A 14044-nucleotide genomic window follows, 5' to 3' on the forward strand; every position below is an offset into this window, starting at 1 on the left:
CAATCGCCGCCATGCCCGATCACGTCCGCCCTATCGACCTGCCCGCGCCGGAAGCCCTGGCCCGGGAGCTAGGCTCGCGCCTGCCCGTATTCCAAGACATCGCCTGGACCGGCGACACCGGGTCGACCAACGCCGACCTGCTGGCGCGCGCCCGCTCAGGCGCTGGGGCCGGTAAACCGTGGCTGCTGGGCAGCCACCTTCAGAACGCCGGCCGTGGCCGCGCGGGGCGTCCCTGGCAAAACCAGTCTGGCGCCACGTTGATGTTCTCCTGCGCGTACGACGTCCACCTGCCTGCCGCGCAATTACCCGCGCTGTCTCCCTTGGCCGGCGTAGCCGCCTGCGAGGCACTGCGCGCGGTGGCCGGCCCGCGTGCGCGCGGCCTGTGCATGAAGTGGCCGAACGATGTGCAATGGCACGACGCCAAGCTGGCGGGCGTGCTGGTGGAAACCACCCGCAACCCGGGCGGCCGCGAAGCCGGCTACACCGTCGTCATCGGCATGGGCGTCAATCTGACCGACGCGGGCGAACTGTCTCGCGCGCTGGGCCGCGAGGTGGCCGATTGGACCCAGGTGCAAGCCGAATCAGGCCGCGTGGCCAGCGCCGCCGACCTGGTCTGCGCCAGCGCCACCGCCTGGCTGGAAGCCGTCCAGACCCTGGAACGCGAAGGTTTCGCTGCGTTCCGCCAGCGGTTCAACCAGGTCGACGCCTTGGCCGGCAGGCCGGTGAACGTGCTGGAGAAAGGCGATATCCTACTTAGCGGCACCGCCTGTGGCGTAGACGAACACGGGCGCCTGCTGGTGCAAACGCCCGAGGGCGCCACCCCGATCTCGATCGGTGAAATTTCGATTCGACGCCAAGCATGATTATTCTTATCGACTCCGGCAACAGCCGTCTCAAGGTGGGTTGGCTGGACGCCAGCAACCCCGACATGCCCCGCGAACCGGCGGCTGTCGCCTTCGACGGCCTGGACCTGGATGCGCTGGACGGCTGGCTGGCCGCGCTGCCGCGCCGCCCCCTGCGCGCGCTGGGCGTGAACGTGGCCGGCGAGGCGCGCGGCACGGCCATCGCCACAATCCTGCAAAAACATGGCTGCGCGGTCACCTGGTCGCTGTCGCAGGCGACGACGCTGGGGCTGGTCAACAGTTACCGCGTGCCGACGCAATTGGGCGCCGACCGCTGGGCCTCGCTGCTGGGCGTGCTGTCGCGCTTGCCGGGCGCGCATCCGCCCTTCGTGCTGGCCAGCTTCGGCACCGCCACCACCATCGACACCGTCGGCCCTGACAACGTTTTCGCGGGCGGCCTGATCCTGCCCGGCCCCGCCATGATGCGCAGCGCGCTGGCCCACGGCACCGCCAACCTGCCCATCGCCAATGGCCAGGTCGTGGCATACCCCGTCGATACGCACGAAGCCATCGCCTCGGGCATCGCCGCGGCCCAAGCCGGCGCGGTGGTGCGCCAATGGCTGGCGGGCCGCCAGCGCTATGGCCAGACCCCGCAGATCTACGCGGCGGGCGGCGGCTGGCCCGAAGTGCATCAAGAGATTGAACGCTTGCTGGCCGACGCCGGCGGCGCATTCGGCGCGGCTCCCGTGCCGGAGTACCTGGATCACCCCGTCCTGGATGGCCTGGCCGCGGTCGCGCGCGCCACCCTGGACACCCACGCCTGAGCGAGGTCTTGCGCCATGCGAGTGCTCTTCATCCTGATATTGCTGGCGAATGTATGGGTGCTGGCGCTGGGCCAGGGATGGATCGGCGTGCGCCCGGAAGATGAAGGGCGGGATACGCGAAAGTTCAGTCAGGAATTAAACGTGGATGCGGTAAAGCTGGTGGGACGGGCGATATCCACGCCCTCCACGGCACCCCCCAACCAGACGACACGCTGAGCATTCTTGGACCCAAGGGGTGCAATGATGGTCACCCCAGCCAGGGCGCCAGCGCATCCGTGGTCCGCCGCGTTGCGCCCGCATGCAGCTCGAACCAGGCGCGGGCGGCACGGCTTGCTTCTTGGCGCTGTGCCTCATCCTTCAGCATGGCCAACGCGGCATCGGTTGCCTGGGCGGGATCAGCCTTGCGCGTTGCCGCCCCCGCGGCAATCGCATCTTCCGCCGCCTGCTGAAAATTGAACGTGTGCGGTCCTACGATGACCGGCACACCCGCTGCACAAGCCTCGATCAAGTTCTGACCGCCCAGCGGCGCAAAGCTGCCCGCCACAATGGCCACGTCCGAGGCGGCGTAATAGAAGGCCATTTCACCCAGGCTATCGCCAAGCAGCACCCGGGTTTCAGGCGCCGGATCGCCGCCAGCGCTGCGCCGGACATACGACACGCCCGCCTCGCTCAGCAGGCGTGCAGCGTCGTCAAAGCGTTGGGGGTGGCGTGGGATCAACAGAAACAGTGGCGCGTCGATGGGGCTGCCTGTGGCGCTGTTGGCGGAGTTGTTGGCAGGGTCGCTAGCCGAGTTGCTGGCAGGATTGCCTGCGGGGTGGCAAGAACCATTGCCGTAATGCTTGATGGCCTTGATGAATGGCGCGTCCTCGCCTTCGCGGGTGCTTGCAATGGCGATGACCGGGCGGCCGATACGCGCGCGCCATTCCCGGCCGGCCTGGACCTGCGCCGCCGGCAACACCAAGTCGAATTTCAGGTTGCCAGTCACAACGGGCGTGGGCGCGCCCGCCTGCGCCAGCCGCCCGGCGTCTTCAGCCGTCTGCGCCAGAACCAGATCCAAGCCACCCAGCGCTTCGCGCATCACGCTACCCATCCGTGTCGCCTGGCGCAGCGACGATGCCGAGTACCGCGCGCTGACCAGCGCCATCGGCACCCCTGCTTGCCGCGCGGCCGCCAGCAGGTTGGGCCAGATCTCGCGTTCAATCAGCAGGCCGCAGCGAGGCCGATAGCCCCGCATGAAGCGCCGGGTTGCGCCGGGAAAGTCATAAGGCAACCAAGCTTGCCGCAACTGCCCCCGGGACATGGCGTCGGCGAACAGCCGCTGGCCTTCGGCACGGCCCGTGGCGGTCATATGCGTGAGCAACACAGGCAGCCCCCGGTCGAGCAACGCCTGAAGCAGCGGCTGTGCAGCGCGCGTCTCGCCCAGGCTCACGGCGTGCATCCATACGGGTGCAGTCCAGGCGAAACCTGTTGAAGTGGCAGTAGTAGCCGAAGTAGAAGCAGGGGGTTTTGTATCAGGCCGATGGCCGAAACGTTCACGCGAAAACACGCCCCACTCGCCGCCCGCGCGCTTGGCACGACGAGCCATCCACAACCAGAGCAGCGGGGCCAAGGCCCGCAGTGCCAGCGTGTAGACGCAGCGGTTCATGTCACTGCGCGGCCAGCGCCTGTTCCACCGAGGCCATCACCGCTTCGCGCGATGGCGAAGCGCCCCGGTCACCCAGGCTGGCGGTGTAGTTCGACCCGACCAGCGGAGTGCGAACCGGCGTGGAGGCGCGGTAGATGCCGATGGTCGGCCGACCCAGCGCGGCGGACAGGTGAGTCAGGCCGCTGTCCAGGCCGACCATCAGACGTGAGCCGGCCAGCAACTGCGCCACCGACGTCAGATCCATACGGGGCATCACTTCCGCCCCGTCCATGCCTGCCACCAGCAGGCCGGCGCGCTCCGCTTCGGAATCGTTGCCCGCCAGGAGCTTCAACGTGCAGCCCGCCTCGCGCAAACGGCGAAACACCGCGCGCCAGTCCTCTTCGGGCCAAAGCTTATCGTCGCGACTGGCCGACGGCATGATCACGGCGTAACCGCGGTCATTGTCCAGATGATGCAGGCGCGGCAGCTCCGTGACGTCCAGGCCGGCGCTACCGACTTCCACCATGGGTTCAGCCGCTTGCCCTGCCTGGCGCACGAAATTCTGCAAGCCGAAGTCCGGCAGGCCGGCATGCTGGTAGCCAAAGGTCAATGCCGCCAACTTGCGCTGGCGGATCACGGCGGGCTGCCAGAATTCAACACGGTGCCGCACGTTATAGAAGAGCGAGGCCAGCGGCTCGCGCGCCGACCTCCAATCCAGCCCATGCCGCACGCCACGCGTCTGCCGCACCAGCCACGCAGACTTCAGCAGCGCCTGCATATCCAGCACGATGTCATATTGGGTGGACCGCAGCCGCTCTTTCAGCGCCCGGCGCTCGGCGCGCACCTGGCCCGACCACCACGACTTGCGCCAGCGGCGGTGCGCGACTTTGATGATTTCATTGACGGCCGGGTGCCACGAGGGGATCTCGGCAAACGCTTCCTCGACGACCCAGTCAATCTGTGCGTCAGGCACATGCCGGGCAATATCGGTGATTGCCGGAAGCATGTGGACTAGGTCGCCCAGGGAGGACGTGCGAACGATGAGAATGCGGGTGGGCATCAAAGCTGGGGATCGTGCAACTGAAGGAGCGAATGTACAACATATCAACGCTTGAGTAGCTATGCCCCGCACCGAGGGTGCCACGAAGGTAGAATCACCCCATACGGAGCACTCCATCGCCCAGTACTATGAACTGGCACCCTCTACATCGGCCATCGCCGCTTTACGGCATAGCATCTGTCTGAAATGAAAATCCTAACAGTATTTGGCACACGTCCCGAAGCCATAAAGATGGCCCCCTTGGTCCTCGCACTCGCGCAAGAGCCCGCAATAGACGCGCGCGTATGCGTGACCGCTCAGCACAGGGAAATGCTGGACCAAGTACTTGGGTTGTTTGAAATAAAACCGGATTTTGATTTGAATATCATGAAACCGGGTCAGGACCTCATCGATGTGACGAACGCCATTTTGGTCGGCCTTAGAGAGGTATTTGCCCAATTCCGGCCCGACTACGTGCTTGTACACGGCGACACCGCGACTACGTTTGCCGCATCGTTGGCTGCTTACTACCACAGGATTCCGGTTGGACACGTTGAAGCGGGGCTGCGCACCGGCAATATCTATTCGCCGTGGCCCGAAGAGGCAAACCGTAAACTGACAGGTGCGTTGGCAAAATGGCACTTCGCGCCCACCGATACGGCGCGCGCTAATCTGCTACGCGAGGGAGTATCAGACGAAAATATCATCGTGACGGGTAATACCGTTATCGATGCTCTGCTATGGGTGAAACAGAAGTTGGCGGAGGATGCTCATCTACGTGAATCAATTGCCGCACAACTTCCATTTTTGAACGATGACCGCCGCGTTGTCTTGATTACTGGACATCGCCGCGAGAGCTTCGGCTCCGGATTTGAGAGGATATGCCAGGCCATCGCAAACTCTGCCGCCAGTTTTCCTGACCACGACTTCATTTATCCGGTCCATCTGAATCCTAACGTCCGCGAACCCGTAAATCGTCTGTTAAAAGGACTGAAAAACGTGTTTCTGGTTGAGCCAATGGATTATCTGCCTTTCGTCTATCTGATGAACCGGTCGTACATCATTCTCACCGACTCCGGTGGAATTCAAGAAGAGGCGCCCTCACTAGGCAAACCAGTACTAGTGATGCGCGACACTACTGAACGGCCCGAAGCGGTGGCCGCAGGCACTGTACGGCTAGTTGGAACTGACGCGGCCACTATTACAGACCAAATCGCCGCATTGCTTCAGCATCCCGATCAATATCGGACCATGAGCGTCGCTCATAATCCCTATGGCGACGGGTTGGCGAGCAAGCGTATCGTAGAAAGTCTCCGTGGCGCCGGCCCGATCTCAACCTAATCAATCCTCTCACTTTCTCAGGCGCTATTTGGCCAATTAAGGAACCTGATCCTTTGCCACATAGCCCTGGGGATTGTCTTTCTGCCACTTCCAACCGTCGCGGCACATTTCCTCGACGGTCCGCTTTGCGGCCCAGCCGAGTACCTCGTTCGCCGAGGTCGGGTCAGCCCACGCCTGCCCAATATCACCAGCTCTACGCGACGTCACCTGCTGTGGAATAGAGATTCCACTCACACGCTCGAACGCTCCGATTAGTTCTTTCACTGACGTCCCTCGTCCCGTGCCGAGATTGAACGCAGCAAACCCTTGGGGACTTTTTTCAGACAGCGCGTACTCGATGGCTTTGACATGTCCGTCCGCTAGATCGGAGACATGCACATAATCGCGTACCCCCGTGCCATCGGGGGTATCGTAGTCATCTCCAAATATGCTTAGACATTTGGACCGGCCAATAGCAGTACGGGTGATATACGGAAAGAGGTTGTTGGGTTCGCCTTGCGGATCCTCACCGATCAAGCCACTCCTATGCGCTCCGATAGGATTAAAGTACCGCAGGCAAATCGCCTTACTCCTAGGACTCGACGCGCAAAGGTCTCGCAAAATTTGCTCGACCATCGCCTTGGTCTGCCCATAGGGATTGGTAGGTGAGATGGGGTGGGCTTCCAAAAACGGCAGATATTTTGGCTCACCATAGACCGTAGCCGAAGAACTGAACACAATCGCATTTACGGTCGCGCGTCGCATGGCTTGCAGCAGGACAATAGTGCCTGTGACATTATTGTCGTAATACTCGAGGGGTATAGTGTTCGACTCTCCCACCGCTTTCAGCGCCGCCAGATGCAGTACGCAGTTGACGGGTGCACCACGGTCGTTGCATACCTGAAAGGCTGCGTCCAACGCGTCCGCATCCCGGATATCTCCGGCAATGCACTCGACGGCAACCCCTGTAATCTGCTCGACACGTTCAAGTGCGACAATGCAACTATTAGAGAAGTTATCAAATACCACGGGGCGATAACCTGCCTCGATCATACTCACGAGCGTATGCGTACCGATGTAGCCAGCCCCACCGGCTACCAGAATAGAGTTATTCATGAGGCTCTCTCCCCTTCCCCAGCTTATGGCAAAACACCGAGCCGAACGCGCACAGCGCGCTTCACCCGCCTGTAACCCCGTAAAGGCAAGCCAAGTAAATTTTCGAAGCCGTTATCCAAACGTTTGATCGGTTCCGCTAGCCGCCAGAAGACTGCAATAGGCGCGTAACCGAACATCCTCGATATTTTGACTCCGCGATGTACTTTTTTGCCAAACATGTCCCATACGATTCCGGTCTTCAACCAATCTGAACCAAAATTCTTATCGGCGACAGCAAAAATTTCGCGCAGAGCTTTCAGCTTTGGATAATCCGAAAGCGTACTAACCCGCTTAATCCATGACACGCAGTGGATCGCGACGTACCACATCAGTTGCTTACGATAGGGTTCGAAAGCGCCTTTCTTGCGATAGAACGCCAGCATATCGTTCAATGCCGGAACGATATTCAGTATTCGCTTGTCCGTTTGCTTCATCGACTGAGTCGGACGCGTAATGTCGTAATTGTAGAGCTCCTTATCCACGTAATATATTTTCTTCGCGACAAGATAACTCTTAGGGACAAAATTCGCGTCCGCGAACATGATCCCAGGCAAAAGACGGACGTCCGGATCTTCGAAAATCGAACGATGGTAAATCCGACCACAAGGAGTTGCCCAGTTTCGGTACAACAAGTCTCGGTCCACATTTGTCAACTCTCGCTCGGAGTCGATGGGTATCGGCTTGAATTGCGACGTATAGCCGGTGAAGTAATAGCGAAGATTACCAATAAGCAGATCCGCGCCCGTTTCCTGTGCCTTCGCGTACATAAACTCAATGGCGTCGTCATCCAGGAAATCATCGCCGTCGACGATGATTATGTACTCCCCGGTAGCGCGATCAATTCCATAATTGCAAGCCGCGCCATGTCCGCCGTTCTCCTTAATGAACGACTTAAAAATATGCGGCCAACGGGCTACGTACTCGTCAATGATAAGTTGACTATCGTCAGTCCCCCCGTCGTTGACCACGAGCACCTCAATGTCCTTGCATCTCTGATTTGCTAGAGACGCAAGGCAACGATCGACATAAAACTCGAGGTTGTATACCGGGACGACCACACTGACTTTAGGCCTCATTTTTTCTTTTTCTCGTCAAATTCGGTCTCGAACACGTCAAGCGCTCGTTCGATAATATTGTTCATATCGTAATAGCGATATTCGGCTAGGCGGCCTACGAGTTTCAACTGAGGAAACTTATCGGCAAGACTCAGGTAGCGCGCATACAATTCCGCACTGGAGTCCTTGGGGATTGGGTAGTAAGGAATGCTCTGAGAGGGCACCATCCGATCATAGACTTGCGGATATTCTTTCATGATGGTCGTCTTTTCCGGCTTCTCACCCATCAGATGCTTATACTCAGTGATTCGAGTAAATTTCTCCGCGTTCGGATAATTAACCGTAGCAGTCGGCTGGTAAAAGTCCATACTATGGGTTTCCAAATCGAAGCGCAGCGATCGATAAGGCAGCTCGCCAAAAACATAGTCAAAAAGCTCGTCTACAGCACCTGTATAAATCAAATCCCCATTGAACTCTTCGCCATCCAGGAGAAGTTTCCCGGTGTTTGAATCGAGCTGGAGCAGATCCTTAGCCTTCGTGTTGAGCCGAACCTCGATGTTCGGGCTGGAGAGCATGTTGGCGAACATGGCGGTGTAGCCGTTCTTGGGTAGAGCTTGGTGGCTCTCCTGGAAGTAACGATCGTCGTAAGACAAATGCACCGGCACACGCGCGGTAATAGTCTCAAAATCCAGATTTTCCGGCTTGTCGCCCCATTGCTTTGTAGTGTAGTTTAGATAAATATTCTGAAAAATGAACTCGCCCAAGTCCCGGACACGCTGATCAGCGTGTTTGCGCAACACGGAAACCGGCACTTTCACGTCCATACCGAATTCCGCTACCAGCAGCTTTTTCAGATCGGCGGCCTGATCTGGCAGGAGCTTTTCAAGCGAAGTCAGATTGAACGGGACCGGCACTAGTTGTCCCTGCACATGTGCAAGCACCCGGTGCTGGTACGGCTCCCAGTCCGTGAACTGCGATATGTACGCGAGTACGCGCGGGCTATTGGTGCGGAACAAGTGAGGTCCATATTTATGAACCATAACTCCGTGCTCGTCCCGATAGTCGAACATATTGCCTGCGATATGATCCCTCTGCTCAAGCAGCAGGACACGCTTGTTGTTCTGGGAGGCCAGGCGCTCTGCCAGAATAGAACCAGCAAAACCGGTTCCAACGATCACCACATCAAACTTATTCATATCACACCTTTATAACTGACCGAATCGCGTTCTCCATGAGGCTAGAAACTCTCTCAATGGAATACTCGTCGTATACTGAATAATCAGGGTTAATTTTTTTATCGATATATCGCTTCAAAACGTAGGCAATCCTATCTAATCTTCCGTCCGCAATCAGGTTTTTCGACTTAACCATAATGTCAGCGGTAGGCCCTTTTGCCATCGTGATGGAGGCGATGGGTTTTCGTGCACCCATATAGTCGGTGAGCTTTCCTGGAAAAAAGGGATTGCAGTCCAACTCGTCTTCTTCCTTACTGAACATCCCGTCAATCAGCAACAGGGCATCCGCCTCAGCCATCAGTCGCAAGCTTTCGGAATACGGCACTGAACCGAGGAAACTGACATGCGACGAATACCGCATTGCGGCGTGCACCATTCTGTCGTTTTCGCAGGGAGCACCTCCGTAAAACTGGATTTCGAACCGCCCAGCATATTCGGGATATATCTCCAACAGGCGATCCACCGCTTTAAGCACGGGCTCCGCTGTACGCTTGACGTGATAGAGCGTGCCAAGGTGAGCAAAAATGAACTTCTCGGTTTTGACGTGCCGGGGAGCAGGATACATTTCTCGATCGAAACAATGGGGCACTACGACAGCTTTGTCTTTGATAGATTCCAAATCCCCGAGAAACATCAGATCCCGTTGATACTCGTTGTTGAGTATTACGAGGTCAGCATTGAGCAGAGTATCCCTTTCAATTGCGCAGTCTTCTTCAACGAGTGGGTAGCCGGCGATATATTTAACGTACGGATTCTTTACAAACAAGTCACCGAAGTAGCTAATCCAGGGCAGCTCCGGATGCATTTTCTTGATTGCGGCGGCTGCCTCGTGGCTCACCACCTCGTTTGAATGAGAAATAATGAAGTCGAACTTCTCCTCAGCCTCCCCAAACGCTTTAATTACCCCTTCGACAAAATGCGATCGGGCTTCGCGAGTCCGGGGCTGCGTATGGTCGGCGCCATCTATCTCGATTCGCTTGATGGATGCCGACGCATGAGCCATGATGCGGTCATCGCGTAAGTCTCGCGGTACTTGCACAACTGTATAGGAAAAATCAGTGTCTTTAATCCGCTTGAAAAAATCCAGATCAGCAGACCCGATGTAGGGCGCAAAAAACCAAGAAGGGGCAAAACCATTGAGTTTTTTCATTGTGAAGGAACTTATGCGTCAAGCATCTCGCGGCAGTAATTATATGAAAGGTGCATGAATTATAAGCATGCCGCGCTCAGACAGTAGCGGACGCAATAACTGATACACGAAGTAGTTCCAAACATGGTCAACGTACCAGCCACTTCCGCGCCTTCGCCAAAACGCGCTGAAAGCTAGTGGGCTCTTGCTTTAAGCGATCGTCCAAGCCCTCAAAGGCCATATCCAGACGATTTATGGCCTCGACCAACGCCTCGCTTTGCTTTACACGCTCCGTCTCGTAGTTTCGTAGTTCGTCGACCAACCGTTCCACAGTTTTCGAGCTGCGATTTTCTGCTTCCGCCATCGCTGCCATGAGCTTCCGCTGCCCGGTATCCAATTGCTCCCGTTCAATACTAGACCGAACGGCATTCATGCGCGACGCATAGAAACTGTAGCAGGCGACCGCCGTAGGCGAAAAATACGATGTCGAATGCACCACACGGCCTATTCGGTAGAGCAGGTCTTGCGATTGGAGATAGGGCTCTGTTGACGCAGCTTCCTCAGACTGCAATACGGTATATATTGCCCGAACCGAAGGAGGCTCGCTGTAAGGAAAAGCAGAAATCTGCTTGGCGAATGCGGCCCACAAAGCATCTTCGGAATGGTAGTGCAGCACAGCATCAGTCAAGTCGGCTACGTTGGCGGTTCGCCGCTCCAGCTGGCTGACAAGATCCGCAAGGGACACATCAGGCAGGTTTCGTCCCGAGAAGTTGGCATATGCGGCGCGCCGAAAGAGGTCGAGATCTACAAGACCCTTGACTCCATCGTAGCCCACCATGCATATAGGCTTCCCACATGCGATACCCTCCAACAACACCCGTCCCATTCCCGCTACACCGGCGCTTGAGTGCATAAGGCTTCGGACATCTGCTCTTGCTCCCAAGAACCGCGCGATATGATCGACACCGTCCTGCCTTAATAACTCTTCGAGCGTTGCACGGCCAGGGCCGTCGCCCACGATATCAACCTGTCCAAGATTGAGCTCGTGCGCCACGTTGATGAACTTTCGAATCCCGTGGATCTTGACAGCGTCTAGGCGACTGACGGCCAGCCAAGGCGCTCCTGTCGGGGCCGACGACACCGCTTGGCGAAAATACTCAACATCGACTGAGTTGTGTTGTATGCACAGCCGCCCGTACCCCGTGTACGGCGCAGCTAGTTCGCCCACCTCGTTGGATACGGCAAGCACTGCGTTGGCGGCAGGCAACGCCAGCGAAGCCAGCAGGTAGTCATTAAACGGCCCGTAGCCGGAGCTTAAGGATGTTGGGCCATGCAAGGTGATGATGAAGGGAACTTCCTCTAATGCCGCAGCCAGCATAGCCGGAAAAATGCTCGTGAACGGATGTGCGTGCACGTGCGTAACCGACTTATCACGAATGACCGCGCGCAGCGTTTCCACGGCGGCGATCAGATCCGTAACGGTCGCCGCTGGCCCTAAGGGAAGACCTGGATGAACCGTCGACAAGCCAGGAGGCAAAAACTCGGCGGCCGGTTTCGACCCACAGGCCAAATGGACCCCCCAGCCTTCAGAGGTCATAACTCTTACTTGGCCTGCAATATATGTTTCCAAGCCGCCGACTTCGAAGCTCTCTGTGACGATAAGTAAAGAAGGGGTTGCAACGCTCACAGCTTGTCCACCCTGGCGCTCGAAGGGAGGGCTGCAATTCCGCTACCTAACGTGCGGCGATGGCTCACTTTGAGAATAATCACGTCTGTCTTTCGATCAAGATAATCCATGCCTGCTTTGGTCACCTCTTCGGCAATCGCAAGAGTGACAAAGTAGTTACCTTCGCATAGGGCCAATTCCAGATCGAACACCACCCGAAGGCGATCGCCAGCCTTGGCGTCCGGATAACTGGAGTCGTGGTATAGGGTGCTCGTGCCAAAGGCTGACACGCCCTCGACGGTACGGACGAGCAACCCAGCCTGCATCAAGGTGATCGGCGCGAAGACTTCTACATCCACTTCGATACGGGCTTTCTGCCCGATTTCAAAAGCTTCGCACTGTACGCCCGCCGCATCCAACGAGCGCCAACCGCGAATTAGCGCGCGCATCCCCGGGTCCGCATCAGGACTCAAATCTAACGTTCCTGTGGAAGCCTGTTCTACAACAGCGCTTTTTTCGTCCGCAGTTGCGTCACCCGATGACATATTTGCATTCAGGTAGCGTAAATATGTGCGCTCATCTGAATAGAGCAAAGCGTGATACTGATCGACTACCTCTTTTGCAGGTCCCAATCCATGCAATTCACCCTTATGCAGCAATGCGGCACGTTGACAGAATTTCTCCACGGTAGAGGTCGCGTGCGTAACAATCAAAATGGCGCAACCACCAGCTCGCAGTCGCTCGATATAATCGAAACACTTGCGCTGAAACTTCTCGTCGCCGACGGAAAGCGCTTCGTCAACGATCAAGACATCAGGTTGGACGCAGGCCTGTACCGCAAACGCTAAGCGGACGTACATGCCGCTCGAGTACGTCTTTACCGGCTGCTCGAGGTGTTCTCCAATGTCAGCGAACGAAATGATCTCATCTATTCGTTCGTCCATCTGGTCTTTCGAGAAGCCCAGGATCGAACCATTTAAATAGACGTTCTCCCGACCAGTGAAATCCGGGTTAAAACCTGAACCCAGCTCCAGAAGTGCCGCAAGCTTGCCGTTGACACTGGCTTCCCCGGAAGTTGGTGCCAAGGTGCCAGCGATAATCTGCAGTAACGTACTCTTGCCACTCCCATTTCGGCCCAGAATGCCGACCGTTTCGCCCTTCTTAACATCCAGCGAAACGTTTCGTAGAGCCCAAAATTCCTTGAAGTACTGGCGCCGCCCAAACGAGAGAAACTGCAACAGGCGGTCGCGCGGTTGCGAATACATCTCAAACCGCTTGGAGACATTTTCTACTGAAATTACTTTTTCAGAGAACATCGGCAAACCCTTTTCTCGTTTTCTGGAACCACGAGTATCCTAGCGCGGCAATAACTATCGCAACTACCATGTAAAGCGCCCAAACAGCCCAATCAATTGTTCTCCCCCAAAATAATACATTCCGACTCTGCTCGATAATGAGAGTCAGCGGACTGATGTGCAGGAAGGGTCGGTATTTTTCAGGGATAGCCTCGGCTGCGTAAAATATGGGCGAAAGAAACATTAGGACGGTGGTGATTATCCCGATGAATTGCGTAACATCACGCAAATAGACACCAAGAGACGCAAGAAACCAACTAAATCCCAGAATAATAATTGCAAGCGGCAGAACCACGAGCGGAAATAGCAAAACTGTCCAGTGCGGAATTCCAAATAAAATTAGATAGAAAATTATCCACACCAAAAGACTGATAAGCATGTGAAAAAGCGCCGCCCCTAAAGAAACACACGGAAGCGTTTCCAGCGGAAAGACGACCTTTTTTACATAATTAACATTACTCAAAATAAGCGACGGGGCTCGGTTTATACATTCGGCGAACATATTGAATACGATAAGTCCGGCAAATAGGACCAAGGCAAATTCCGCTTTTGATTCAGAACCTCCCGGCCATCGTGCTTTGAAAACCACGCTGAACACAAACGTGTACACCAAGAGCATGAACACGGGATTAAAAAATGACCATAATAGGCCCAGGGCTGAACCCCGATACCGGCCGACAACCTCTCGCCTTATGAGGTTCCATGTGAGCTGGCGATTCGCCGCCAAGCTCTTCAAGAGCGACAGCGGAGATGCACTGTGTTTTGATTTTTGAGACACGCGCAGTAATTCCTACAAATGA

13 protein-coding genes are annotated in these 14044 nt (G+C 56.7%); 4 read left to right on the forward strand and 9 right to left on the reverse strand.

Annotated elements, in window-relative coordinates; all coding sequences use genetic code 11:
* Window positions 1-11: 11 nt before the first annotated feature.
* From M2361_RS18470 to M2361_RS18480, 3 genes are read left to right on the forward strand one after another with little or no spacing between them, the layout of a single operon-like run.
* Window positions 12-863 carry a biotin--[acetyl-CoA-carboxylase] ligase gene (locus M2361_RS18470; RefSeq protein ID WP_259251082.1) on the forward strand — a complete coding sequence of 284 codons (852 nt, stop codon included), beginning with the start codon at window positions 12-14 and terminating at the stop codon, window positions 861-863.
* Window positions 860-1666, forward strand: coding sequence for a type III pantothenate kinase (locus tag M2361_RS18475; protein WP_259251083.1), 807 nt, complete (start codon window positions 860-862; stop codon window positions 1664-1666). Before M2361_RS18470 ends, M2361_RS18475 begins: the two co-directional genes overlap by 4 nt.
* A 15-nt stretch (window positions 1667-1681) precedes the next feature.
* Window positions 1682-1882, forward strand: coding sequence for a hypothetical protein (locus M2361_RS18480; protein WP_259251084.1), 201 nt, complete (start codon window positions 1682-1684; stop codon window positions 1880-1882).
* 31 nt (window positions 1883-1913) lie between these two features.
* Here M2361_RS18480 and M2361_RS18485 read toward each other — a convergent pair whose 3' ends face one another.
* Both M2361_RS18485 and waaC read right to left on the reverse strand, forming a co-directional pair.
* A complete protein-coding gene (locus M2361_RS18485) occupies window positions 1914-3311 on the reverse strand; it encodes a 3-deoxy-D-manno-octulosonic acid transferase (RefSeq protein ID WP_259251085.1) in 1398 nt (465 codons plus the stop codon).
* Window position 3312: 1 nt separating this feature from the next.
* Window positions 3313-4350, reverse strand: coding sequence for a lipopolysaccharide heptosyltransferase I (waaC, locus tag M2361_RS18490; RefSeq protein ID WP_259251086.1), 1038 nt, complete (start codon window positions 4348-4350; stop codon window positions 3313-3315).
* A 186-nt stretch (window positions 4351-4536) separates the two neighbouring features.
* Between waaC and wecB the strand changes: the two genes are divergently transcribed.
* Window positions 4537-5670 (forward strand): non-hydrolyzing UDP-N-acetylglucosamine 2-epimerase, encoded by a 1134-nt coding sequence (wecB, locus tag M2361_RS18495; protein WP_259251087.1) that lies wholly within the window; start codon window positions 4537-4539, stop codon window positions 5668-5670.
* Window positions 5671-5706: 36 nt separating this feature from the next.
* Here the strand turns inward: wecB and galE are convergent, their stop codons facing one another.
* From galE to M2361_RS18530, 7 genes are all read right to left on the reverse strand, one after another.
* The gene (gene galE, locus M2361_RS18500; protein WP_259251088.1) at window positions 5707-6765 is read right to left on the reverse strand and encodes a UDP-glucose 4-epimerase GalE; all 1059 of its coding nucleotides are present in this window, start codon (window positions 6763-6765) and stop codon (window positions 5707-5709) included.
* Between the two features lie 23 nt (window positions 6766-6788).
* Window positions 6789-7880, reverse strand: coding sequence for a glycosyltransferase family 2 protein (locus M2361_RS18505; RefSeq protein WP_259251089.1), 1092 nt, complete (start codon window positions 7878-7880; stop codon window positions 6789-6791).
* Window positions 7877-9055, reverse strand: a complete 1179-nt coding sequence (gene glf, locus M2361_RS18510) for a UDP-galactopyranose mutase (protein WP_259251090.1) — start codon at window positions 9053-9055, stop codon at window positions 7877-7879. Before glf ends, M2361_RS18505 begins: the two co-directional genes overlap by 4 nt.
* A gap of 1 nt (window position 9056) precedes the next feature.
* Entirely contained in the window at window positions 9057-10244 is a 1188-nt protein-coding gene (locus M2361_RS18515; RefSeq protein WP_259251091.1) for a hypothetical protein, read from the reverse strand.
* Between the two features lie 127 nt (window positions 10245-10371).
* Window positions 10372-11910: a glycosyltransferase gene (locus M2361_RS18520; RefSeq protein WP_259251092.1), complete on the reverse strand. Its 1539-nt coding sequence runs from the start codon at window positions 11908-11910 to the stop codon at window positions 10372-10374.
* Window positions 11907-13205 carry an ABC transporter ATP-binding protein gene (locus tag M2361_RS18525; RefSeq protein ID WP_259251093.1) on the reverse strand — a complete coding sequence of 433 codons (1299 nt, stop codon included), beginning with the start codon at window positions 13203-13205 and terminating at the stop codon, window positions 11907-11909. The genes M2361_RS18520 and M2361_RS18525 overlap by 4 nt, the downstream gene beginning before the upstream one ends.
* Window positions 13195-14022 carry an ABC transporter permease gene (locus tag M2361_RS18530; protein ID WP_259251094.1) on the reverse strand — a complete coding sequence of 276 codons (828 nt, stop codon included), beginning with the start codon at window positions 14020-14022 and terminating at the stop codon, window positions 13195-13197. Before M2361_RS18530 ends, M2361_RS18525 begins: the two co-directional genes overlap by 11 nt.
* Between the last annotated feature and the right edge of the window lie 22 nt (window positions 14023-14044).

The organism is Achromobacter sp. JUb104 (assembly GCF_024806975.1).
GTDB classification, from domain to species: Bacteria; Pseudomonadota; Gammaproteobacteria; order Burkholderiales; family Burkholderiaceae_B; genus Achromobacter; species Achromobacter spanius.

Bases quoted from the DNA above. Each gene is read 5' to 3' on its own strand.
- M2361_RS18470 (WP_259251082.1), top strand. From the start codon at position 12: ATGCCCGATCACGTCCGCCCTATCGACCTGCCCGCGCCGGAAGCCCTG.
- M2361_RS18475 (WP_259251083.1), top strand. From the start codon at position 860: ATGATTATTCTTATCGACTCCGGCAACAGCCGTCTCAAGGTGGGTTGG.
- M2361_RS18480 (WP_259251084.1), top strand. From the start codon at position 1,682: ATGCGAGTGCTCTTCATCCTGATATTGCTGGCGAATGTATGGGTGCTG.
- M2361_RS18485 (WP_259251085.1), bottom strand. From the start codon at position 3,311: ATGAACCGCTGCGTCTACACGCTGGCACTGCGGGCCTTGGCCCCGCTG.
- waaC (WP_259251086.1), bottom strand. From the start codon at position 4,350: ATGCCCACCCGCATTCTCATCGTTCGCACGTCCTCCCTGGGCGACCTA.
- wecB (WP_259251087.1), top strand. From the start codon at position 4,537: ATGAAAATCCTAACAGTATTTGGCACACGTCCCGAAGCCATAAAGATG.
- galE (WP_259251088.1), bottom strand. From the start codon at position 6,765: ATGAATAACTCTATTCTGGTAGCCGGTGGGGCTGGCTACATCGGTACG.
- M2361_RS18505 (WP_259251089.1), bottom strand. From the start codon at position 7,880: ATGAGGCCTAAAGTCAGTGTGGTCGTCCCGGTATACAACCTCGAGTTT.
- glf (WP_259251090.1), bottom strand. From the start codon at position 9,055: ATGAATAAGTTTGATGTGGTGATCGTTGGAACCGGTTTTGCTGGTTCT.
- M2361_RS18515 (WP_259251091.1), bottom strand. From the start codon at position 10,244: ATGAAAAAACTCAATGGTTTTGCCCCTTCTTGGTTTTTTGCGCCCTAC.
- M2361_RS18525 (WP_259251093.1), bottom strand. From the start codon at position 13,205: ATGTTCTCTGAAAAAGTAATTTCAGTAGAAAATGTCTCCAAGCGGTTT.